This is a genomic window from Acinetobacter sp. FDAARGOS_559, from assembly GCF_003940475.1.
Lineage (GTDB): Bacteria > Pseudomonadota > Gammaproteobacteria > Pseudomonadales > Moraxellaceae > Acinetobacter > Acinetobacter baumannii.
Genome location: NZ_RKJG01000005.1, coordinates 2391458 through 2415459, shown reverse-complemented (window position 1 = coordinate 2415459; position 24002 = coordinate 2391458). Strand labels below are relative to the sequence as shown.

The window sequence follows — 24002 nt, the reverse complement described above, 5'->3', positions numbered from 1 at the left end:
AACGCAATACAAAACCTTCATCTTAACCCTGTAAGCTAAGATATTCTCGTGTATCGCGTCGGGATGAGTGCATTATAGGGGAAAAAAACCGGTACGCAAGCACTTTTATAAATATGCGCGCTCGACCGGTTCTTTTTCAGCCAAATAAAATTTTAAAAATAATTAAATAACTGATTTATATAGTTAATTTATTTTTGAAAATTTTTGATTTTTATATCTACTATCTTTATAGGCTGTTTTGGTACGTTTTGATGCATGCCATAGTTTGATGTAGGAGCCTGAACAATACGGTCAACTACATCCATTCCTTTGACCACTTTACCAAAAACGGCATATCCAGGATTTCCTGGTGAACGGTTAAGAAAGTTATTGTCTGCAACGTTTATAAAAAACTGGCTAGTTGCTGAATCAGGATTTGAAGTACGGGCCATCGCCAAAGTACCCCGTGTATTTGCAATACCATTTCCTGCTTCGTTTTTAATAGGTGCTCGTGTTGTCTTTTCCTGCATGTTCGCAGTCATTCCGCCACCTTGAGCCATAAATCCTGGAATGACACGGTGAAAGATGGTCTCTTTATAAAAACCAGATTTTATATAACCTTTAAAGTTATTCACACTCATTGGTGCTTTATCATCGTATAACTCTATTTCGATGTTGCCTAAATTTGTTTGCATCTCAACTAAGGTATTCGCCCACACTGAGTGACTACTTACTCCTAAACACAACAACATCAGTAATTTTTTCATATTGCCCTACAACAACTTTATAAATAATTAACCGTTAAATCTAATCGCCTACGGCAAACAATTCTAGTGAGTATTTATTAATAGCTTTATATAGCTTTTATATTAATCCACGTTCCACGTGAAACATGGATTAATCAGCTTACTTAACTATTTTTATCCCAAAACTTTCTAAAGTTTTTACTAATTTCGATCGTATAACGTTTTGCTTTTCTAGAAATCGGAGTCAGGTTAATAAAGCCATGGGTCTGATCCGGAAATTCTTCATAATGCATTTTCACACCATTTTGTCTTAACTTATGACTATATATTTTAGCTTCATCATGTAAGACATCATGCCCCGCTGTAATCACAAAAGCGGGTGGGTTTTTCTTTAGATTGCCATAGGTAGGTGAAATTATTGGATCATCAAGTTCTACATTATGATGAGTTGCATAATACTGTGTGACATAGTCAATATCAGTATTTGTTAAGACTAACCCTTCGTTATAAGCATAAAATGAAGGATGTCTACTTTTGAAGTCGACTGTAGGATAAATCAATAATTGTGCCTGCGGAGCATAAGCTTTATTTACTGATCTTTGCGCTACAACAGTACTAATATTTCCGCCAGCACTATCCCCTGCGACAGCAATTCTACTTTTTAATATTTTTAATTGTCTGCGGTTTTGATAAACCCAAGCTAATGCATCTTCACACGATTGAATTAAATGTTGTGGTGAAACTTCAGGTGCTAAAGGGTAGTCGATACTGAGCACCTGTACTTTTGCATATTTTGCTAATAAGCGACAAACCTCATCATGAGTATCTAAACCACCTACAACAAAACCACCTCCATGATAGAACACGATCAATGGCAATTTTTTGTTAGGGGCAGGATGATAATGTCTAGCAAAGATAGTCCCGCTTTGTAGGGGTAAGCGAATATCTTCTACTAACTCAATATCAGTTGGTTTTTGGCGTATGGCCTGCATTTGTGCATCGAATGCTCTTCTTGATTCAATTGGGTCTGAACCAATAAATCCCACTCTCCCCTGTTTAATTTGCACAGCCATCATGCATTTCGTAAATGAATCGAGATCTGGATATTGATAAGAGTATCCTAAAATTTTAGCGAGAGACTCTTGAGCTAGTCGAGGTAACCTATCAAGTGCTCGAGCAGCAGGACCTTGCCCCTTATCTAGCAATGTTTGAATTTTTTGATTAAATGCTGTCATGCCTGTCTCCTTGAATCCCTCTTATCCTTCATATTTTCTACAGAATTCTTTGTTGTTTGACTATATTCGCATACAACTCATGCAATCAAGATACAAAGGTAAAAACCAATCTACGCTAATCTGATTTATAGCAAATGTCATTAACAAATCTGTCGTTTAAAACAGGACTTTTTTGCCAATTATTGTTAACAGACAAAAAGAGGTACTGCTATGTCAGCAAAACTAGTTGTTACTTTGTTAGCAACCAGTCTTTTAACTGTAGGCTGTGTTGCTTATACAGATGATCCTTATTATCGCGGTGGTTATGGTTACCATGATCATGATGATGATCGTTATGACCGTAACGATGGACGTCGATATAATGAGTGGGAACGCAAACGTTGGGAAGAGCGTAAAAGATTATATGAACAACAACGCAAAGATATTCGTGAACAGCAAAAGGATCGTCGTGAATGGGAAAAACGACACCGTGAATGGGAGAAGAAACGCTTAGAAGACCGAGATCATGATCATAGAGATTATCGTCATGATGACTAAACATACTACTTCTATATAAAAAGCCCCAAAGCAATAAGTCTCTTGGGGCTTTTTTGAGGAATATAAATTCTCTCTAATTTATAGAAAAATGAGTAGCAGCTCATTTCATATATGTATCGGCATCTTGAACATATACGTTCTATAAACTCATATCTCTTATTTTTAGCAGCAAATTACTGAGCAGTTGCAGAACCTGAAACTGAACCAGAAGCGCCAGCATCAACTTGACCTGGTTGAGCTTGACCAGAAACACCTGCATCTACACCAACACCAGCTTGTACGCCAGATGGGCTAGCACTTGTTTGAGCAGAACCAGAAGCGTTTAAACCAGCTTCTGATGCACAACCAACAGCTGTAAATGCAACACCAGCAAGTACTACAGAGATAAGACCTAATTTTTTCATGATAGCTTTCCTTTCATTACGACAAACATTTAAATGCAAAGTTCATCTTCGCGCTGCCTATAATTCACAATTTTTTTTCTCAACGTGCGTATCATTGGTTGTCTTTTGTAGTAATAGCGGTACAAATTCTGCAATTTTTTATTAAAATCACTTTCTTAAATCAACTATATTATTTTATAAATGAAACTATAGATAAGCACTTGTTTAATTTTATCAATTTTTTATTTTTTCTCTATTTGACAGATATATTCAAAATATTTCCCTTTATAGAAACGCAATACAAGTTGCGTAGATTGTTACAGAGCTTTTTGACTTTTAAAATTGATTTTTCTGTAAGAAAGCCGTGAATTGTCACGGCTTTCTTGAAAGTTAATATGGCTTAAACGCTAGATTATGGCCACTGCATTTCACCTTTTACCACTTTAGCGCCGAGCTCTAAGCTATCAACACTTTGAAGCGTTGGGTATTGCTTCTGCATGAGCTTGCTCAGCTCAGTAGCATTTTTAGTTGCTTTAGCTGCTTTTTCATAACTATTTAAATAGTTAATCGAAAAGTTAACGGCATCTAGACCTTGTGGAGCTCCCTCAACCATATGAGCAGGTACAACAATTTTAGGTTGCAGTGCTTTGATGCTTTCTAAAGATTGAATGACTTCCACACGATCTTTGGTTTTAGGTGTATCTGCCATCCATAAATGAATACCTGAAGATACCGGAATACCACCCACAACTGCTTTTGCAGAAGGAACCCATAAATAAGTAAGCTCTTTTTTACCTTTAATCTCGATTGATTCATTCTCAAGTTTTAAAGTTTTAGCAGTGTAAGCTTGAGGCACAATAATTTGGCTAGGTGCATTTGCACCCATTTGTGGCCCCCAATATTTAACTTTAAGCGCTTGAGTATCCTGAATATGCTTTACTGTTTCCGGCGTAGCAATGATCTGTACATTCGGGAAATACTGTTTAAATATATCTAAGCCGAAATAATAATCCGGGTCGCCATAGCTTACGAAAATAGTTTTTAATGTTTTACCGCTATCGAGAATATTTGCAGCAATACGTAATGCTTCAGATTTTGAGAATTGTGCATTAACCAGTAAAACTTCTTTGTCGCCTTCTATTAAGGTTGAGGTGACACCAAAGTGCTCTGGTTTAGCCAGAAAACTCTGAATTTTCAGATCTTGAGCAAAAGCTGACTGAGCCATAGTTAATGCCGTAGCAGTAGCAAGTGCGGAAGCGGATAATTTAAATAATCTCATTAGGTATTCTCCTGTTTCATGAAGAACACTTTAAATTGCAATTTATGTAAGATAAACGCACTAATTTAAGATAAACTGTTGCATATATTGTAATAATAGCTAGACATATGGATACTTTAAAAGCCATTCAGGTCTTTGTTTCTATTGCACAACACGGTAATTTAACTAAAGCCGCAGAGCATCTTAATTATTCTCGTGCAATGGTTTCGCGTTATCTTGAGCACCTTGAACATACGTTCTCAACTCGACTATTTCAGAGAAATACCCGAAAAATATCTCTTACACCCGCAGGTGAAAAAGCTCTGCTCTACTGCGAAAATATTTTACAGCAGCAACAACTTTTGCAAGAACTCGCAGCGCCTGAACAACACAACGGTACAATCCGTTTTACATGCGGATTATTTCTATTTGAACTTGGGGTTGCGGAATGTATTCGGCAATTTAAGAGACAGCATCCTCATATTCAGTTTGATGTGTACCTGACTGAAAGCACGATGGATCTTATAGATGCACAAGTGGACTTGGCACTACGCATTACTCAAAAAGTCGCAGATGGTTTAATTGCACGGCCAGTTTGTCAAATCGAATCCGTTTTCTGTGCTCATCCTGATTATTTAAAACAGCACAGTCCCCTACTCCATCCTCGTCAACTCATTCAACATGAATGTATTGCACATCATAGCCAGCATCAATTCTGGACACTTTTTGATAATGAGCAACAACCTCAGAACTATCCTCTAAATGTCACTTTTAAAAGTAATGATGTGAATGCACTTTACGATATGTGCTTACATGCACAGGGAGTCGCAATGTTGCCTACATTATTAGTTGAGAAAGATTTAAAAGAAAAACGCTTAAAAGCTTTATTTAAAAATTTTACGGCCCCCGAGTTAAGTTTGTCGGTCGTGTATGCTTCTAGACAACATTTACCCCGAATCACTCAAGAATTTATAGCTTTTATGATCGAAAATTTAGATTTTTACTTAAAACCGCAAAATTAAAAGCTTTAAATTGCCGTGTACGCTTGAATTTTTAGGCAATGCCCATACTTCATCCCTATTAATGAATTACAGCATATGCATGGCAGTTCAGGTTTTACACAGTAAATACTGATGCCAAAAAGGACTGTACATGTTTAAAAACCCATTTAAACGGAGATCATCAATGGCTAATGAGCAAAACGAGCAAGCTCAAGACATTCAAAATGAGCAAGTTGAGCAATCTAACGAGCAAACTCAGGCTGAAGGTGTAGAGCAAGCAAACGACGTTACCGTTGAATCTTTACAAGCGCAAATCACTAAACTAGAAGAAAATCTTAAGCTTGAAAAAGCTCGTACTGCCAATGCAGTTTACGAAGCACAAAAAAGTGTAGAGCGTATTCAGCGTGAGTCTGAGAAGCATAAAGAGACTGTGCTTGAGAAATTTGCAAAAGAATTGTTGGACTCTGTCGACAATTTAGAACGCGCAATTCAGGCAGCTGGCGATGAAGAAACGCCTGTACTTGAAGGTGTTAAGTTAACCTTAAAGTCACTTTTAACGACTCTTGAGAAATTTGGCGTTGTAGAAGCTGATACTCAAAATGGTTTCAACGCAGATTTACACCAAGCTGTTGGCATTGATCCAAATGCAAAAGCAAATGAAATCGGTACCGTTTTACAAAAAGGCTATACCTTAAATGGCCGCTTATTGCGCCCTGCTATGGTTATGGTTGGTCAATAAAATGAGCAAAAGCAAAGCATCTCTTTGCTAAAAGGCCAAGAATTTGAGAGTTTTTTGATTTTTTTTCATAAAAATGCTTGAAAAAAACCGATTGACTCTCATATCGAATAACAAGCAAAAACATTGCAACAGAATTTTAGAGGAACACACCAAATGGCAAAAATTATTGGTATTGACTTAGGTACTACCAACTCATGTGTTGCTGTACTTGAAGGCGATAAAGTAAAAGTAATCGAAAACGCAGAAGGCGCACGTACAACTCCATCGATCATTGCGTATAAAGATGGTGAGATCTTAGTGGGCCAAAGCGCTAAGCGTCAGGCAGTAACAAACCCTAAAAATACATTATTCGCGATCAAGCGTTTAATTGGTCGTCGTTATGAAGATCAAGCAGTACAAAAAGACATCGGTCTTGTACCTTATAAAATCATCAAAGCAGACAACGGTGATGCTTGGGTTGAAGTAAACGATAAAAAACTAGCACCTCAACAGATCTCTGCTGAAATCTTGAAAAAGATGAAAAAAACTGCAGAAGATTATTTAGGTGAAACAGTAACTGAAGCGGTAATTACCGTTCCTGCTTACTTTAACGATGCTCAACGTCAAGCAACTAAAGATGCGGGTAAAATCGCTGGTTTAGATGTTAAACGTATCATTAACGAACCAACTGCTGCTGCACTTGCGTTCGGTATGGACAAAAAAGAAGGCGACCGTAAAGTTGCAGTTTACGACTTAGGTGGTGGTACATTCGACGTATCTATCATTGAAATCGCGGATCTTGATGGCGACCAACAAATTGAAGTGTTATCAACTAACGGTGATACTTTCCTTGGTGGTGAAGACTTCGATAACGCGTTAATTGAATACTTGGTTGAAGAATTCAAGAAAGAACAAAACGTAAACTTGAAAAACGATCCACTTGCGTTACAACGTTTGAAAGAAGCTGCTGAAAAAGCAAAAATCGAGCTTTCTTCTTCGAATGCAACTGAAATCAACCTTCCATACATCACTGCTGATGCGACTGGTCCTAAACACTTAGTGATCAACGTAACTCGTGCAAAACTTGAAGGTTTAGTTGCTGATTTAGTTGCTCGTACTATCGAACCTTGTAAGATTGCTCTTAAAGATGCTGGTCTTTCGACTTCTGACATCTCTGACGTCATCTTAGTTGGTGGTCAGTCTCGTATGCCACTTGTACAACAAAAAGTACAAGAATTCTTCGGTAGAGAGCCACGTAAAGACGTGAACCCTGACGAAGCAGTTGCAATCGGTGCTGCAATTCAAGGTGCTGTATTGTCTGGTGACAAGAACGACGTATTGCTTCTTGACGTAACACCATTAACTTTAGGTATTGAAACAATGGGTGGTGTATTAACACCAATCATTGAGAAAAACACGACGATTCCTGCGAAGAAATCACAAGTGTTCTCTACTGCTGCTGATAACCAACCAGCGGTAGATATTTCAGTTTACCAAGGTGAACGTAAGATGGCTCAACAAAACAAATTGTTGGGTAACTTCCAGTTAGGTGACATCCCACCTGCTCCACGTGGTGTGCCACAAATTGAAGTATCTTTCGATATTAACGCTGACGGTATCTTGAAAGTGTCTGCAAAAGACAAGAGCACTGGTAAAGAGCAATCGATCCAGATTAAGGCAAACTCAGGTTTATCTGATGCTGAAATCGAAGCGATGATTAAAGATGCAGAAGCAAATGCTGAAGAAGACCGTAAGTTTGAAGAACTTGCAAAAGCTCGTAACGAAGCTGATGCATTAATTTCAAGCTCAAACAAAGCTGTTAAAGATCTTGGTGACAAAGTAACTGAAGATGAAAAAACAGCGGTAAATACAGCAGTTTCTGAACTTGAAGCAGCAACAAAAGAAAATGATGTTGAAGCAATCAAAGCGAAAACTGAAGCTTTACAAAACATCTTAATGCCGATCACTCAACGTGCTTATGAACAAGCGCAACAAGCTGGCGGTGCTGAAGGTTTCGACCCAAATGCATTCCAAGGTGGTGATGCTGGTCAACAAAAAGCAGACGATGGCGTTGTAGATGCTGAGTTCACTGAAGTAAAAGATGACAAAAAATAATTTGTCTCTTTAAAAAAGACCGCGCGAAGGCGCGGTTTTTTTATTATTTACAAAAAATAACAATAATATTTTTATATATTTTTCATGAACTTAATGGGAAAAATAGTCAATCATAAAAATTAACTATTTATTATTTATAGATATTTTAAAAAATTAAAATCACTGTTATGAAATCCATTAATTTTTCTATTAATGCCAAACATATGTATTTATTTATTCTCTTTCTTTAGCAAGATCACAAAACAATCGCTATCTCTGGTCATTTTTATCACTTTGACGAATAAGGATTACATCCTAACAATAAGAATTTATTTATATTTTTATTTTTGCCATGAAAAAATTTCTATGGTGGGGAATAAGTTTATACTTCAGTATAAGCTTACAGGTAGCTGCTTTTGCTCAAAGCAATTTATCAAATATTTCTTTTAATCAGCCTTTAAAATATAGGATTGATTATATAGATCCACGTTTTGAATTAACGAAAGAACAATTTATTCAAATTGGTAAAGAAGCAGCTGAAATTTGGCAAAAAGAAACTGGGAAAACCTATTTTATTTATGATTCTCAAGCAGAGCTTACTATTAATTTAGTATTGGACAATCAACAAGCTACTCAAAATGAAAGAAAAAATAGTATAAATGAGCTATTAAAGCAGCAGGAAGAATGGAGAGAGAAAAATAAAGCTATTCTTTTATTTAAACAACAAATTGATCAGGAAACCTCTCTTTTGAATAAAGAAAAAGAGAATCTCAAGTATAAATTCGAACTATATCAAAAAGATGTATCTCTTTTTAATCAAGGAAACTATAGGCAATTTACTCAAAGCAGTTTAAACAAACGCCAAGCTGAGTTAAGCCAGCTTTCGTTAGAATTACAAACAAAGTTTTCTCAACATAGCAATAAAATAGAAGTGCTTAATAGACAAATTAAGCAAATAAATCAACAACAAAGCTTGCTTAATCAATCTATTGAGCAATTTAATTTGAGCACGACTTCTGGCTCAAAGACTTTTCATAAAGGCTTGTTTAGTCAAAACCAAATTCAGATTTATGGCTTTACTTCATTCGATGATCTGCGCCTAACACTTGCTCATGAGTTTGGACATGCATTAGGTTTAAAACACACCGATGATCCTAAATCTTTGATGTACCCTCTTTTAAGAGAGCAGGATATTCATAACTTCAAATTAACAAATTCAGATTTAGATCTATTGGCTACATTATATGGTTCAAATGACGAAAATCATTAAAATTAACTGATTAAATAAACTAAATAAAATAAAAACTATTCAATTTTTACTAAAAAATAATTTGGCATTTGGTAAAAAATAATGAGACGCAGATCTCATTATTTTATCGAAATTGTATATTTTTTGATTGATTTTTCATTTTATATTCTTATAATACGTTTTTTTTCAAATCTCCCCCCTTTGATTATGCGTTTAACTTCTTTGTTATTAGGCATGGCCTTTGCTTTTTCTAATTTTCAGGCTAATGCTAATCTTGCGACTCCCCTACACACCCAAGTTCAGCAAAAAAATGTTCAACATTTGACATATAAAATTGCTGAAGTTGACCCTCGTTTTGGTTTAAGTCAAGAGCAATTGATCCAGATTACACAGCAAGCTGCTGATATTTGGAAAGAAGGTACAGGTAAAAATTACTTTACTTATGACCCAAATGCAAAGTTAGAAATTCGTCTTGTATACGATGACAGCCAAAATCGTTCAGCAGAGCGTCAAAAAATCGCTTCTCAGTTCAAACAAGACCAACAACGTGTAATTGATGAGCAACAACAAATTAAACAGTTGAAGCAAAATTTAAGTCAAACTCAATCGGATCTTGAAAATAAAAAACAGATCTTAAATGAGAAATTGAAGAATTTTGATCAACAGATGATGCAGTTTAAGGAAGGAAAATTAGCACCTGAATACACTGCAAAATCACTTTCGAAAACTCAGAAAGATTTACAGAAACAGACAGTTGCTTTAAAGAAAGATATTGCTGCTTATAATCAGCAAGCTGCAGACTTAAATAAAAAGGTTACTCACTTTAACCAGATTAATGATGAATTCAATCAATCATTAAATCAGTTTAAGCAAAATGCCCAAGCTGATGTATTTAAGAAAGGTATTTATAACGGTAAACAAATCATGATCTATGAATATAGTTCTATTGATGATTTACGTTTAACAATTGCTCATGAATTAGGCCATGCACTTGGCTTAAAACATAGTGATCAACCGGGCGCTTTAATGTACTCAGTTCGAAAAGATAGCGATAAAAAAAGTAATATTTTAACTGATGCTGATCGTGATCTATTAAGCGCTTTACCTCAATAATTAGATACTGAACTCATACGATGTATCTATTTTATAAATAGATACATCGAAATTCATGTCAAAGTCATGTTATTGTGGTTGTAAGAGCCGTCTAAAATAGAATGGAGATCAAGATGAGTTATTATCATATCCTGATTGAAGTAAATGATCACATTAGTACGATTGAGCAAACTCGAGATATCGAACTATTTGATATTATTGAACTTAAACCTTACCTTCATTCTATTTTATTACCTTACTTCAATGAGCAAGAAATTGAGCTTGAAGATGAAAATATTGAATATAAAGATATTTTACATCTGGAAGTTAAGCAGACATTATTGCCTATCGAGCACCTAATTGAAGAAGAACAAAAGCAGCTACCAAGTGATACAGATGTCACAATTACTGCTTATGAAATCTTTAATGACCGTGATTTAAGCCAAGATGTTACCTCAGTTATTTTTGATATATTGGAAGCAGTTAAGCTAGATCAATCTATAGTTTAGCTGTTCAATAAAAAAGGTCTGCATATGCAGACCTTTTTTATTTAATATTTTATTGCATCATTTTTCGTGCTTGTTCTTGGCGGAATGCACGTAAAATTTGTTGCCCTGCCCGTCCTGTTGGATTTAAACCTAAACGGGTTTGCTCCTGACGAATAGCAACACGGGTTTTATCGCCAATCAATCCATCAACAGCACCAATATCATAACCACGATTAATCAAAAATTGCTGAATTTCACGACGCTCTGCACGTGAAGTACCAGGATCATCAGTTGGCCAAGAGCTAACAAATGGACCTGCTCCTCTTAAGCGATCAGACAAATGTGCAATTGCCAGCCCGTAACTTTCCGCAGCGTTATAACTATAAATAGCATCAAAATTCTTAAATACTAAAAATATTGGTCCACTTGGTCCTGCTGGAGCCATTAAACCGGCTGGCGTACTACCAGACAAAGGACCTTGTATTAGTGGCGAACCATCAATCCGTGTTACTCCTCGCGCACTCCAACTGCTTAATGGTTTTTTCGAGCGTCGTCCTTCTCCATCAATTGACATGCCTGCTGGAATTTGAACTTCAAAGCCCCAAGGCATACCCGTCTGCCAACCTGCTTTATTCAAGAAATTAGCCGTTGATGCCAATGCATCTGCAGTACTCGATACTAAATCGCGTCGGCCATCTCCATCAAAATCAACCGCTAAGCGTTCATAAGTTGATGGCATAAATTGAGTATGACCAAATGCTCCTGCCCATGAACCTTTAAGTTGATCTTCAGTTAAGTCACCACGCTGTAAAATACGCATTGTGGCAAAAAACTCGGTACGGAAATAACTTTGCCGGCGCCCTTCACAACTTAAAGTTCCAAGTGCTTGTAATAAAGGATATTTTCCAGAGATATCACCAAAATTACTTTCAACGCCCCATACTGCTACAATGGTTTCAGCAGGCACACCATACACTTGAGAAGCACGATTTAAAACATCACGGTGTTGTGCCAGTTTTTGTTTTCCAAGTGCAACACGTTCTTCATCTACCAGACCAGACAAATAATCCCAAATCGGTGTTGAAAACTCTGGTTGGTAATTTAACTTATCAATCACCGAGTAATCTGGTGTTAAATTTTGCGTATAGCGATCATAAGTGCTACCTGAAACACCAGCAGCAATAGCCTGTGAACGTAAATTTGCCAAACAGCTCTGGAAATTATTATTAGGCGTATAAGTATCACTATTCGTTACTGGAACAGTCGCATTACTAGATATTGTAGAACCATTAATTACCAGCTCTGCTTGAGCCTGGGTCATCGCCAAAAATACAGACCCAACAATACAAGAAAAACGTCGCATATTATCCTAGTTCAATTTTAAATTTAAATTTGTAAGTACCATATCATTATGGACTCAAATTTTTCAGAGAGAAATCGTAAATTTGAATTCATAATTACTTCTTTAAATTCATTTTCGGAGTTTTAAATTCAAATTTCCCCTCTATTTTTGAATTTAAAACTTTCCTCACAAGATTAATTAATTTTTAAATTCAAAATCTGCCCTCTAATTTAAATTCAAAAACTTCATTTTAAATTTAAAAATCCAAACCCAATCCACTTGTGGATAACTCATAAAACCACACATCTAAACTGCCTCACACACTATATTCCTTATGCTTTTCATAACTCTTGTGAAGTACAAACCCTTGGCTACTCATGAATATACGTTTTAAATTTAAAAGTCAGGTGCAGTTTTGAATTCAAAATATCATTCAGACGACATACATCTTTTTAAATTCAAAACAAACACAAGCTGGAGTACCAGATTTAAATTCAAACTTTAAGTATTGGGGATAACTTATTTTAAATTCAAAAACTCTCAAAACAACTTATTCATTTTTAAATTCAAAATTAGGACCTATATTTAAATTCAAAAGCTCAACAAAAGTTATCCACAGTGAGCAAATAACAGGATTTTAATATTTTTTAAATTTAAAAGACAAAAAAAGCGATCTTCGGATCGCTTTTTAGAAAATTTAACTTATTTAAATGATCATATCATCTGTTAAAGCGAGTGGTTCTGGCAAAATTTTCGCTAACTGACGGCATAAATTCGTCAATTCATTACTATCCACAGGCATTAACGTAATGTGGCCTAATTTACGGCCAGCACGTTCCGATTTGTTATAAAGGTGCAGATGAGCGCCATTTAGTGCCAAAACATCTTCAGTTTTAGGATGCTGACCAATAATATTGATCATAACCGTTGGTCGAACAACGTCTGTTGACCCCAATGGTAGTCCTGCAACAGCTCGAATATGGTTTTCAAACTGTGAACATACGGCACCTTCAATTGACCAGTGACCTGAGTTATGCACACGTGGTGCCATCTCATTTGCACACAAGCCTTGTTCTGTCACAAATAGCTCGAGAGTTAGCACACCTACATAGTTGAGATGATTTAACAAACGCGTAATGTAGTCTTGAGCAACGGGTTGCAAAGCTTCACTATTCGGTGCAGGAACAATTGAATGCGATAAAATACCATTGTGATGATGGTTTTCAGCCAATGGCCAAGTCTTCACTTCACCATTTTGACCACGTACTGCAATAATCGAAACTTCGCGAGAAAATTTCACAAAGCTTTCAGCCACTAAGCTTTTTGCAGGACCAAGCTCTGCCCAAGCTGTATCAATTTGGTCTTCTGAACGAAGTACAAACTGACCTTTACCGTCATATCCGCCAGTTGCAGTCTTAAGTACAATCGGCAAACCAAGCTCAGCAACAGCTTTTTTCAAGCTTTCTAGGCTATCTACAGCACGATATGGCGCAACAGGAATCTCAAGTTCATCAAACAAAGCTTTTTCTGACAAACGATTTTGCGCAGTTGCTAAAGCAATACGGGGAGGGTGCAGTGTTTTAGTTTGTGTTAACACATCTACATCTGCAACAGGTGTATTTTCAAACTCAAGACTGAAAACATCAGCGCTTTCAATAAACTGCTTTAAACCTTGTTCATCTTGACTAGAAAAAACTTGGCCTAAAACACCTGCTGGACAATCTGTATTTGCTTCAAAAAAAGTACATTGAATATTTAATGGTAAAGCTGCTTGCGCCATCATACGGCCCAATTGCCCACCACCAAAAATACCGATAGTTTTATCCATTTCAGCCTCTTAAACCTGTCCCGGAATATTGTTGCTTGCAACTTTATCAGTTTGTGCAGCACGGAAATCTGCAACATTTTTTGCGATTTCAGGACGAGTTAAACCTAAGATTTGAGCAGCCATAATCGCAGCATTGGTCGCACCAGCCGGACCAATTGCCAAAGTACCTACAGCGATACCTGCTGGCATTTGTACAATTGAAAGTAATGAATCTACGCCATTTAAAATTGATGATTTAACTGGTACACCCAACACAGGTAAATCAGTTTTTGCCGCACACATACCTGGTAAATGCGCAGCTCCACCAGCGCCTGCAATAATCACTTGAATACCACGATCACGCGCAGTTTCTGCATATTCAAACAAACGGTCCGGAGTACGGTGAGCAGATACCACTTCCGCTTCAAATGGGACACCAAGTTGTTTAAGCATATTGGCAGTATGTTCAAGCGTTGCCCAATCGGACTGGGAACCCATGATAATTCCGACTAAAGGTTGGGTATCTGTTGCGACCGCGTTCATTGGCATTTCCAAAGCGTAAAAATGGTAAAAACTCGACTTGTACCAAGCCAAGCATGAGAGAAAAAGATGAGGCCAATATTATAGCTGTTTTTTCACTCACCCCAAAGCCCAAGTTTATGTGGAAAAAGCATGATTCCGATGGATTTAACAACGATCTGTCTGAAAACCCAATTTCAGATAATTTTACTGGCTTCTAAATACAAAATAGACACAACCAAACAGGCATAACATAGCCCAAACATAGTCTAGCTTGAACGGCTGCTTAAATAGCAACACCATAAATGGAACAAATACAATAAGCGTGACAACTTCTTGGGTAATTTTCATTTCACCCAAAGTCCAACCTTGGTCACTCAAGAGTCGAGTTGCCGGAATCATAAAACTATATTCGAGCAGGGCAATAGCCCAACCGAATAAAATCGCTTGCCAGAATGGTGCGTGGTGCAAAAACTTAAGATGCCCATACCATGCAAGTGTCATAAAACAGTTAGAAATAATTAACAGAACGAAAGCTAAAACCGTTGGGCTCAAAGGCACATCCTTCATCATCACGATGATGTAAGTATTAATATGGATCGAAAATATTATAAAAGATAAAACTGTAATTCAGCTTAAATCTAAAAAATAAAGCTGTACTTTTATGAACGCCTCAAACACATAGAACAACAACGAATTTTGACTATCTTTTCCAGTTGAGCCTTGCTATCGTTGCTGGCAAATTTATCAATAATGAACACACAGTAATTCATATTCGTACTGTGTACAAAAGCAGTGGAGAAGGCGAGCAATGCATCTGCATATCTTGGGTATTTGTGGCACTTTTATGGGCTCTTTAGCACTTTTAGCTCGTGATTTAGGACATAAGGTAACAGGTTCCGATTCAAACGTTTACCCGCCAATGTCTACCCAGTTAGAAAATGCAGGTATTGAACTCATGCAAGGCTATGACCGTAGCCATTTACAGCCTCATCCGGACTTGGTTATTGTCGGTAATGCCATGAAACGTGGTATAGATGCCGTCGAATACATGTTAAATGAAGGTCTGCCATATATTTCTGGTCCACAGTTCCTTGCTGATCACGTTTTACAAGGTAAACATGTGCTTGGTGTGGCGGGTACTCACGGGAAAACAACTACGACAACCATGCTCGCTTGGGTACTTGATCAGGCGGGTTTAAACCCGGGCTTTTTAATTGGCGGTGTTCCACTTGGTTTTAGTGAAAGCGCTCGTTTAGGCGGTGGCAAATACTTTGTGGTTGAAGCCGACGAATATGACTCAGCTTTCTTCGATAAACGTTCTAAGTTTGTTCATTATCATCCAAAAACGGCGATTTTAAATAACCTTGAATTTGACCATGCCGATATTTTTGATGACCTAGCAGCGATTCAAAAGCAATTCCATCATCTGGTTCGTACTATTCCAAGTGAAGGCCGTATTATTGCGCCAATTACCGAAACTCATATTGATGAAGTACTTGAAATGGGCTGCTGGACACCAGTGATTCGTACAAGTTTAGAAGCAAATGAAAAAGCGGCTTTGTCTGCTGAATTAATTTCAATTGATGGCAGCCATTTTAAAGTACTCGAAAATGGCAATGTTGTTGGCGAAGTGAAATGGAGCATGACAGGGCAGCATAGCGTAGCGAATGCATTGGCAACGATTGCAGCCGCTCAGCATGTAGGCGTTTCGCTTGAAAAGGCATGTGAAGCTTTGTCTAACTTTGGCGGTGTAAAACGCCGTATGGAGTTACTCGGCACGATCAATGGTATTGAGGTTTATGATGACTTCGCTCACCATCCAACAGCAATCGACACGACTTTAGATGGCGCACGTAAACGTTTAGGCGAACGTCGTTTATGGGCCATTATTGAGCCACGTTCAAATACCATGCGCATGGGTAGCCATAAAGATGGCTTAGCACATTCTGCTCGTTTAGCAGACGAAGTGATTTGGTATCAGCCAGAAGGCCTAGATTGGGATTTACAACCTGTGATTGAAGCTGCGACTAACCATGCCCAAGTCAGCCGTTCACTTGATGAAATTATTGAACGTATTGTCAATGAAGCAGGTGAGGGTGATGCCGTTGTAATTATGTCTAATGGTGGTTTTGGTGGCTTACATCAAAAACTTATGAGCGCATTAAAAGCAAAAGCTGCTTAACTTGCGCTCTAGATGACTCAATAAAAAACGGGTTTCAAATTGAAACCCGTTTTTTTAGCTTAATTATTTTTAAACCTGTTTTGGCTCTATATTTTCCATAAATTTATTCGAGATGAATAAACGTAACGTATAGACAATACCCATCGCAAACACGCTATATCCCACGTTATTACAAATAAACGGAATACATAAAATAATGAGTGCAGTAATAGGATAAAACCATTTAGTAATTCCAGATAAGCATTGAAACTCGTAAAGTATCCATATGCAGCTGGTATAAAGCACCACACTCACCGCGACAATTACACCCATGTATAAATCAGAAATATGGGCATGGTGGGTGGTGATATCCACAGCAGCAGCAAGGGCAGCACCTACGGCAGCAATACTCACAAAAACAAAATAATGGCCATATCCCCAAACAAACGGACGTACACCTTTAACATGATGATGCTGTTCACTACGGTCAAAGTAAGCCCACCACATTGCAAACATCAACATTAATCCGCCAATCATTAAAAAAACAGCCGGAATATTAATAGATTGAGCCGCAAGCGCATCACGAATGGCATTAAAGCTACCTACGATGGATTCCCCTAAAACGATAATAGTAAGAAGGGCATAGCGCTCTACAATATGATGAGGATGCCACGGCGTAGGAGAATATTTTTCTGCATAGATAGGAACAAATAACTCGACCACAACCAGAAGTAAAAATAAAGGAATTGAAAGAGCATGAGCAAAGTTAGCAACAAGCCAACCAATTTGTACCAATACGATACCTACGGCATAACGATACGCCGTAATTCGCCGTTCAGGGTCATGTTTTGCGGCTCTTAGCCACTGGGTGACTAAAGCCAAACGCATAATCACATAGCCGACAATAATGATGTCAAAATCCTGACTATGAAACACATCAGGAATACCTGCGGCCATGACCAATGATCCTACAATCTGTACAAAGGTAAGACACCGATACAATGCATCGTCATTATCGTAAGCCGAAGCAAACCATGAAAAATTCATCCATGCCCACCACAGCGCAAAAAATACCATCAGGTAACTTGGTAATGCATGCCATAGATGATTTTCAATAATTGCATGATGTAGCTGCTGACCAGCTGTTGCAATCGCGACTACAAAAATTAAATCGAATAATAATTCGAGGGGAGTTGCTGCTCTATGCGGCTGTTCTGGATCTCTTGGAGATAGGGGCCTCAAACTTAATTTTTTCTGTTTTTCTTGAGTAGTCATAAAATAACGTTCTCGAATAAAGTGCCAACACGTTAACACTTTAATATTAACGTCCCGAACACGCATTAAAAATTATCTAGCCTTACTGTCTATTATTTACTCACAAATAAACTATATTTCATTTTTGTGACAATTCTTTATCAAGACCTTAAGCTTAATTCTTTATCATAGCTCACGTTTTTGTTCTTGTTTGGAATATGAATGTCTTTAGAAACACTCAACCTTAGCTTATTCCATGTCATTAATGGGGCTCAGGATGCGAGTCAATTTATCATTCGTCTTGCTATCTTTTTTGCTAATGATCTCCTCTATATTCTTTTATTCATACTTACATTTTTATGGTTTTATGGCGATCAAGATTTAAAAAATAGGGTCATTAAATCTGTCTTTCTAACCTGTGTATCGCTTTTAGTCGGTTACGTTATTTCTCTGTTTTACCATCACCCAAGACCGTTTGTAATGGGTGTGGGCACCACCTTTATTGAACATGCGCCAACAGCGTCTTTTCCAAGTAATCATATGCTAATTTTTAGCACCATTGCCCTGTCTTATTTGTTTGCTCAGCGCAAAATAATTGGAATTATTCTTTTATTTTTGTCATTTGTGGTGGCGTGGTCACGTATTTATTTAGGTGTGCATTTCCCTTTAGATATGTTGGGTGCTTTTATTGTCGCGTTACTAGTCAACACAGCCGGTTATTACTTCTGGAATGTTTATGGTACGCCTTTAACAGGGCGAATTCAAACATGAGGTGCGACAGTTTCAAAAGCCATATGATAATCAACAAGCTGAGCAAATTTCTCTAATGGTGTAAGCCAATCTAACGCCTTTCTAGGACGAGTATTCAGTGACATGGCAACTTGATTTAAATAATGCTGATCTGCCTGATTTAAATCAATCCCTTTAGGTAAATATTGCCTAATTAAACCATTCATATTTTCGCATGTGCCTTTTTGCCAGGGTGAATGTGGGTCACAGAAATATACATCTATGCCTAAATCTTCTTCGAGTATTTTATGTTCTGACATCTCACGTCCACGGTCATAGGTCAACGTTTTACGCAGTTCTGCAGGTAAATATTTCAGAGCTTCAGTTAAAGCCTTGCGCACTGATTCTGCCTTTGCATCAGGTAATGTTGCCAAGATACAGAGCCGTGTATTTCGTTCAATAAGTGTTGCTATCGAACTTTTATTGTCTTTACCTTTAATTAAATCAGCTTCCCAATGACCCGGTATTTTTCTTTCTTGAACTTCGGCTGGGCGCTCATGAATAGTTTTAATATCCTGTAATATAGAATCTTTTTTAGGTTCACCGTTAGCTTTTCGCTTTTTATTTTCATGACGTAGACAGGATAATAAGTCTTTTTTCAACTCACCCTTGGGTAATGCTCGTATCGTTGAATAAATCGTTGTATGGCTTACATTCATTGTTTGATCCAAATCAGGAAATGTCTTTAAACGCTTTGCTATTTGCTGAGGAGACCATAAACAACGGATCGCTTCAACAATAAATTTCCAGAGGATTGAATCGATTTTGAGTTTTCTGTGACCACGTCTACGTCTAGCAAAAGTGTTATCAGAAGCATATTGAGCTTGATAAACGTCATTGATGCTATTTCTTTTAAGCTCACGATAGATCGTACTAGGATGTCTTTTAATAAGTTCAGCAAATTTTCTGGCTGAAAAGCCTTCTTTTCTTGACTCAAGCATTAATGCAGTACGATCTTCAAAGTTAAGATGATGGTATGACAATTTTATATACTCCATAAACCCTTTAAATTAATTAGGTGGTTTATGTCGCACTTCAAGTTTTACTCTGCCCAGCATTCTTTATTCACCTTTACCAGATTATATGCAAACCGCTTTTAGACCGTGGTTTGATTAAATAACCTCTAGAGCTTTTATGTAGTAAAACCACCACATGAAGTTCAGTTGCGTAATACAAAAAAATCTGCCATTCTATGTGGACTTGGATATGTTTTATCCAAAACAGAATTTAGTTTGACAAGGGGAGTAGCCTCCTCCAAACATAACAGCAATGTTATGTGTCAGATATCGTCAATACACTTTTATTAAAAAGTCGGTATCTGAGCATCGTGAAATTCATGGTGTAGGCAAGACCTTGATCATGTTGATACAGATGTTTAATTCATCTGGCAACTGGTCGAGGTTTTTTTATGCCCAATTGCCAGATGTATGGAGGATTTATGGAAACAATCGGCAATTTATGGCTGTACGTAGCATTCTTTGGCATAGTCATTGTGATGCTTCTGATTGACTTCTTGGGCTTTAAGCAAAAACAAGGTCAAGATGTTTCAATTAAGCAAGCTGCTTACTGGAGCGTGGCGTGGGTAAGCGTTGCAGCTTTATTTGGTGGTGGTTTATGGCTTTACCTACAACAAACAGTTGGGGTGACCTTAGCAAACCAAAAAACCATGGAATACTTTGCAGGTTACTTACTCGAAAAGTCCCTCGCAATTGACAACGTTTTCGTCTGGTTAATGATTTTCGCAGCGTTTGCTATACCGGCTGCGCTACAACGTAAAATTTTGCTCTACGGCGTATTAGGCGCAATCATACTGCGTACCCTCTTTATTTTTATTGGTGCATGGTTCGTTCAAGAGTTTTCTTGGGTACTTTATATCTTCGGCGCGTTCTTGGTATATACAGGCTTTAAGTTCTTAAAAGGCCAAGAAGAAGAAACCAACATTGAAGATATCAAGCTTTTAAAATGGTTACGTAACCATATGCGTATTACACCGCAGCTTGAAGGTGACAAATTTTTTGTACGCCAAAACGGTTTATTATGGGCAACGCCGTTATTTCTAGTTTTGATTTTGGTTGAAGCTTCAGACGTGATTTTCGCCGTAGATTCTATTCCTGCTATTTTCGCGGTAACTAGCGACCCGTTTATTGTTTTAACGGCGAACTTAATGGCAATTTTAGGTTTACGCGCAATGTTCTTTTTACTTGCTGGCGCTGCGACTAAATTGCATTACTTACCATACGGCTTAGGCATCATCTTATTGTTCATTGGTGCAAAAATGTTGTTGCTTGATGTATTCCACATGCCAATCTGGATCTCATTAAGCTTTATCGTCATAGTGTTAGCAATCACTGCTTACCTCTCTTTACGACACAACAAAAAGCAATTGCAGTCCTAATTCATCACAACAAGGCATCTACATGTAAGATGCCTTGTTATCTAAATCTTCAAAAGAGACTGTACTTTAAAAAAACAGGTTAATATCATATGCCAACCTAAAATTTATCTTTCCTAATCAGAAACATAATAGATAACAGCTAATCGGTATTTTATGCCGAATATATTTATTAAAATGTGTGGAGTCTCATGCGTTCTAAAAAAATTAATCTTGTCGTTGTCCCGTTATTACTCACGGCATGTAGCCATAATGATGGTCCTTTGGTACAAGACGTATATAACAACCAATATGACTGTGCTCGCGACTGGAATAATGAAACATGTAAACAAGAAAATAGCTCCAGTGGACATGGTTCTAGCTATGTTGGAAGCCGCTATTTAGGGCCTGCGTATTATCAAAATAATCGGGAAGTTTCTTATCACGGAAATACCTTACATCCTTACAGCAATTTGAGTGTAGGTCGCCCCATTATCTCAAGTACGGCGAAAAGCGCGTCTTCCTCATCCCCAATACGTGGGGGGTTTGGTCGTAGCGGTTTCTCTTTCGGCGGCTAAATCCTCAGGCATTCACTTAATATGAAAAGAAAAATATTTACTCCACGTCCAGACTGGCAAGTGGAACATCAAAATATTGGTTTTGATTATTTTAATTTACCTTCTCTCGATGGCTCAATTTACTGGTCTGAAGGGGTTGCGTATGAGTTTACTCTTAAACAGATTGAACAACTTGAAGATGCGGCAAATGAACTACATCAGATGTGTTTATCGGTAGTAGGAGATCTCATTCAACGCGGGGATTACCCAGCTTATTTTCAAATTCCTGAAACAGCCATAAGCCATATTGAACACTCATGGAAACAAAATGCTCCCATGCTGTATGGCCGCTTTGATTTCGCTTACGATGGGCGAAATATCAAAATGCTGGAATATAACGCCGACACACCGACTGGCTTACTTGAAGCTTCTGTCGCGCAGTGGCTGTGGATAGAACAAGTCTCGGGCATTGCAAACCGAGACCAATTCAATAGCATTCATGAAGAACTGATTAAACGCTGGAAGACAATTTTACCGCGTGGTAGCCATGTGCATTTTGCTGCCTGTCAGGAAGCTGGAAGGGAAGACTGGGGCAATCTCGAGTATTTGATGGATACCGCTTACCAAGCTCATCTACAAGTTTCCGAGCTTTCTATGGAGAACATAGGTTGGAACGGGCAAGATTTTGTTGATCTCCATAATCAGCCCATTCAGAACATATTTAAACTTTATCCATGGGAATGGATCTGGGAAGAAGCATTTTCTCAATATATCCACCCACAAACACAGTGGATTGAACCTTGCTGGAAAATGTTACTTTCAAATAAAGCGATTTTGGTTGAGCTTTGGAAGTGTTATCCCAATCATCCATTATTGGTCGAAACCCATACCTATGACCCGCAACAAAGTTTGTCTGGCAAATGGGTGAAAAAGCCGATTTTGGCAAGGGAAGGGGCCAATATTCGGGTTTTACAAGACGGCCATGACCAAGGCGCGGCTTCTGGTAGCTTTTATTTTGATGACTATGACAAATATGGTTATGTCGTACAGAAATGGGTAGACACCCCATTATTTTCAGGACAACTACCTACTCTTGGTTTATGGATGGTTGGACATCAATGTACAGGCATGTCTATTCGTGAAGATTGTTATGACATCATTGGTAATGATGCCCACTTTGCAGCACATTATTTTGTCGAGTAATAAGCGAATAGAGATTTAAAAAAGCACTGTTTAGGTACTTTTTTATTGTGCCTCCGACGCAGTCAATCAGTGCATTTTAAATATATAGCGAAGAATCAATGTTCGCTTTTAAAGCTAAATTAGAACAAAAATTCAAAAATATAATGATTTAACTCTATGTATTTTAAATTTTTTATTCTGGTTTACTTTATTAAAATTCAATATTGGCAAGCTCTTTGCATCTCCTAAAAAGAAAAAAGCCTAGATTTTAAGGGCTCGCGAGAGCCCTGATTTTTTTAAGGAGTGATGCCATGAATGCGATTCCAACTTTAACTCCCCTTGCCATGCCGTGTAACAGCAGTTTTGAAGCAAAAGATTGGGAAATTCTATCTACTCACTGGTATCCCGTCGCACGGTAAGCATCCGGCTAACACAGCCTTACCAAGCGGTCCTATAAGCCTTAATTTAGTTCCCACCTAAAAACAAGTGGGGACTTAATCCATGAACATGGATATATATTCAGCAACACCTCCTGTTGCTAAAAAACGCAGAACATACAGCAAAGAATTCAAACTCAGTATTGTCAATGCCTGTAAAAATCCTAATACCTCGATCGCTTCGGTCGCACTGCAACATAGTATTAATGCCAACCTTGTCAGTCGTTGGATCAGGATCTTCAGCCATCATGAGGGTGCCGTGCAGGATCCTACTCATGTGAATCCAGCATTTATTGCTTTGCCTTACACTGCTGCAATCAGCCAACCTATTGATGAGAGGATCACGTTGTGTATCACCGTGCCTCATACGAATAATGATATTCAGCTAAAATGGCAGACATCAGAAATACCTGCCTTGGCAGAATTACTCAAGGCACTGGCAACATGATCCGTATCAATGAAATTTGGCTCTCTACCCAGCCCATGGATATGCGAGCAGGAATGGATACTGTCATGGCTCAGGTGGTGAGAGCCTTTGGCTACATCAAACCGCATTGCGCCTACCTGTTCTGTAATAAACGTGGTCATCGTATGAAAGTGTTGGTACATGATGGACTGGGCATCTGGCTGTGTGCCCGGCGTTTGGAACAGGGTAAATTTCACTGGGCTCAAGTTCACCAAGGTGAAACCGTGGCCCTCAGCCCGGAACAGTTACAGGCATTAATCCAAGGTTTGCCCTGGCAGAGAATTGGATTGCAGCAAGTGGTGAATATGCTCTAAACCAAGCTCGACCATTCTGC

The 24002-nt window shown here is 37.9% G+C and carries 23 protein-coding genes and 3 pseudogenes; 16 read left to right on the top strand and 10 right to left on the bottom strand.

The window, feature by feature from the left end; genetic code table 11:
• Positions 1–188: 188 nt before the first annotated feature.
• Positions 189–746, bottom strand: coding sequence for a peptidylprolyl isomerase (locus tag EGS71_RS13105; RefSeq protein ID WP_002009385.1), 558 nt, complete (start codon positions 744–746; stop codon positions 189–191).
• 143 nt (positions 747–889) lie between these two features.
• Complete coding sequence (locus EGS71_RS13100; RefSeq protein WP_000123589.1) at positions 890–1960, bottom strand: alpha/beta hydrolase; 1071 nt, start codon at positions 1958–1960, stop codon at positions 890–892.
• Between the two features lie 210 nt (positions 1961–2170).
• Here EGS71_RS13100 and EGS71_RS13095 point away from each other — a divergent pair, with 210 nt between their 5' ends.
• Positions 2171–2497, top strand: coding sequence for a hypothetical protein (locus tag EGS71_RS13095; RefSeq protein WP_001274775.1), 327 nt, complete (start codon positions 2171–2173; stop codon positions 2495–2497).
• A 173-nt stretch (positions 2498–2670) separates the two neighbouring features.
• Here EGS71_RS13095 and EGS71_RS13090 read toward each other — a convergent pair whose 3' ends face one another.
• Both EGS71_RS13090 and EGS71_RS13085 read right to left on the bottom strand, forming a co-directional pair.
• Positions 2671–2901 (bottom strand): hypothetical protein, encoded by a 231-nt coding sequence (locus EGS71_RS13090; protein ID WP_000733015.1) that lies wholly within the window; start codon positions 2899–2901, stop codon positions 2671–2673.
• A 391-nt stretch (positions 2902–3292) separates the two neighbouring features.
• Complete coding sequence (locus EGS71_RS13085) at positions 3293–4159, bottom strand: MBL fold metallo-hydrolase (protein WP_002009576.1); 867 nt, start codon at positions 4157–4159, stop codon at positions 3293–3295.
• Between the two features lie 107 nt (positions 4160–4266).
• Between EGS71_RS13085 and EGS71_RS13080 the strand changes: the two are divergent.
• From EGS71_RS13080 to EGS71_RS13055, 6 genes and pseudogenes are all read left to right on the top strand, one after another.
• Positions 4267–5195 (top strand): annotated as a pseudogene (locus EGS71_RS13080) (LysR family transcriptional regulator).
• A gap of 128 nt (positions 5196–5323) precedes the next feature.
• Entirely contained in the window at positions 5324–5878 is a 555-nt protein-coding gene (grpE, locus tag EGS71_RS13075; RefSeq protein WP_001262789.1) for a nucleotide exchange factor GrpE, read from the top strand.
• A 153-nt stretch (positions 5879–6031) separates the two neighbouring features.
• A complete protein-coding gene (dnaK, locus tag EGS71_RS13070; protein ID WP_001062605.1) occupies positions 6032–7972 on the top strand; it encodes a molecular chaperone DnaK in 1941 nt (646 codons plus the stop codon).
• A 331-nt stretch (positions 7973–8303) separates the two neighbouring features.
• On the top strand, positions 8304–9221 hold the full coding sequence (locus tag EGS71_RS13065) for a matrixin family metalloprotease (protein WP_000714220.1): 918 nt from the start codon (positions 8304–8306) through the stop codon (positions 9219–9221).
• An 81-nt stretch (positions 9222–9302) separates the two neighbouring features.
• Positions 9303–10313, top strand: a complete 1011-nt coding sequence (locus EGS71_RS13060; RefSeq protein ID WP_002028223.1) for a M57 family metalloprotease — start codon at positions 9303–9305, stop codon at positions 10311–10313.
• Positions 10314–10414: 101 nt separating this feature from the next.
• Positions 10415–10801 (top strand): hypothetical protein, encoded by a 387-nt coding sequence (locus EGS71_RS13055; protein ID WP_001985173.1) that lies wholly within the window; start codon positions 10415–10417, stop codon positions 10799–10801.
• A 49-nt stretch (positions 10802–10850) separates the two neighbouring features.
• On the opposite strand, the gene EGS71_RS13050 is transcribed toward EGS71_RS13055, so the two are convergent.
• From EGS71_RS13050 to EGS71_RS13030, 4 genes are all read right to left on the bottom strand, one after another.
• Positions 10851–12143 carry a lytic murein transglycosylase gene (locus EGS71_RS13050; protein WP_001252438.1) on the bottom strand — a complete coding sequence of 431 codons (1293 nt, stop codon included), beginning with the start codon at positions 12141–12143 and terminating at the stop codon, positions 10851–10853.
• Between the two features lie 685 nt (positions 12144–12828).
• On the bottom strand, positions 12829–13950 hold the full coding sequence (locus tag EGS71_RS13045; protein ID WP_000361793.1) for a 5-(carboxyamino)imidazole ribonucleotide synthase: 1122 nt from the start codon (positions 13948–13950) through the stop codon (positions 12829–12831).
• Positions 13951–13959: 9 nt separating this feature from the next.
• A complete protein-coding gene (gene purE, locus EGS71_RS13040) occupies positions 13960–14472 on the bottom strand; it encodes a 5-(carboxyamino)imidazole ribonucleotide mutase (RefSeq protein ID WP_000994663.1) in 513 nt (170 codons plus the stop codon).
• 183 nt (positions 14473–14655) lie between these two features.
• Positions 14656–15018: a DMT family protein gene (locus tag EGS71_RS13030; RefSeq protein ID WP_085943970.1), complete on the bottom strand. Its 363-nt coding sequence runs from the start codon at positions 15016–15018 to the stop codon at positions 14656–14658.
• A 241-nt stretch (positions 15019–15259) separates the two neighbouring features.
• Here EGS71_RS13030 and mpl point away from each other — a divergent pair, with 241 nt between their 5' ends.
• Complete coding sequence (mpl, locus tag EGS71_RS13025) at positions 15260–16633, top strand: UDP-N-acetylmuramate:L-alanyl-gamma-D-glutamyl-meso-diaminopimelate ligase (protein WP_000550105.1); 1374 nt, start codon at positions 15260–15262, stop codon at positions 16631–16633.
• Between the two features lie 69 nt (positions 16634–16702).
• Here the strand turns inward: mpl and EGS71_RS13020 are convergent, their stop codons facing one another.
• The gene (locus EGS71_RS13020; protein ID WP_031946329.1) at positions 16703–17953 is read right to left on the bottom strand and encodes a low temperature requirement protein A; all 1251 of its coding nucleotides are present in this window, start codon (positions 17951–17953) and stop codon (positions 16703–16705) included.
• Between the two features lie 135 nt (positions 17954–18088).
• Between EGS71_RS13020 and EGS71_RS13015 the strand changes: the two genes are divergently transcribed.
• Positions 18089–18637, top strand: coding sequence for an undecaprenyl-diphosphatase (locus tag EGS71_RS13015; RefSeq protein WP_125275254.1), 549 nt, complete (start codon positions 18089–18091; stop codon positions 18635–18637).
• On the opposite strand, the gene EGS71_RS13010 is transcribed toward EGS71_RS13015, so the two are convergent.
• A complete protein-coding gene (locus EGS71_RS13010) occupies positions 18628–19596 on the bottom strand; it encodes an IS30 family transposase (RefSeq protein ID WP_012308653.1) in 969 nt (322 codons plus the stop codon). The two genes, EGS71_RS13015 and EGS71_RS13010, sit on opposite strands and share 10 nt — an antisense overlap.
• 113 nt (positions 19597–19709) lie before the next feature.
• On the opposite strand from EGS71_RS13010, the pseudogene EGS71_RS13005 reads away from it, so the two are divergent.
• From EGS71_RS13005 to tnpB, 7 genes and pseudogenes are all read left to right on the top strand, one after another.
• A pseudogene (locus EGS71_RS13005) lies at positions 19710–19775 on the top strand (undecaprenyl-diphosphatase); the annotation flags it as partial.
• A 318-nt stretch (positions 19776–20093) separates the two neighbouring features.
• A complete protein-coding gene (locus EGS71_RS13000; RefSeq protein ID WP_000447695.1) occupies positions 20094–21050 on the top strand; it encodes a TerC family protein in 957 nt (318 codons plus the stop codon).
• Between the two features lie 188 nt (positions 21051–21238).
• Positions 21239–21604, top strand: coding sequence for a hypothetical protein (locus EGS71_RS12995; RefSeq protein ID WP_001256727.1), 366 nt, complete (start codon positions 21239–21241; stop codon positions 21602–21604).
• A 21-nt stretch (positions 21605–21625) separates the two neighbouring features.
• A complete protein-coding gene (locus EGS71_RS12990; RefSeq protein WP_000823186.1) occupies positions 21626–22786 on the top strand; it encodes a glutathionylspermidine synthase family protein in 1161 nt (386 codons plus the stop codon).
• 290 nt (positions 22787–23076) lie between these two features.
• Positions 23077–23178 (top strand): annotated as a pseudogene (locus EGS71_RS22935) (hypothetical protein); the annotation flags it as partial.
• A gap of 88 nt (positions 23179–23266) precedes the next feature.
• On the top strand, positions 23267–23650 hold the full coding sequence (locus tag EGS71_RS12985; RefSeq protein WP_001055589.1) for a transposase: 384 nt from the start codon (positions 23267–23269) through the stop codon (positions 23648–23650).
• A complete protein-coding gene (tnpB, locus tag EGS71_RS12980) occupies positions 23647–23982 on the top strand; it encodes an IS66 family insertion sequence element accessory protein TnpB (protein ID WP_000619347.1) in 336 nt (111 codons plus the stop codon). The genes EGS71_RS12985 and tnpB overlap by 4 nt, the downstream gene beginning before the upstream one ends.
• Positions 23983–24002 lie beyond the last annotated feature (20 nt).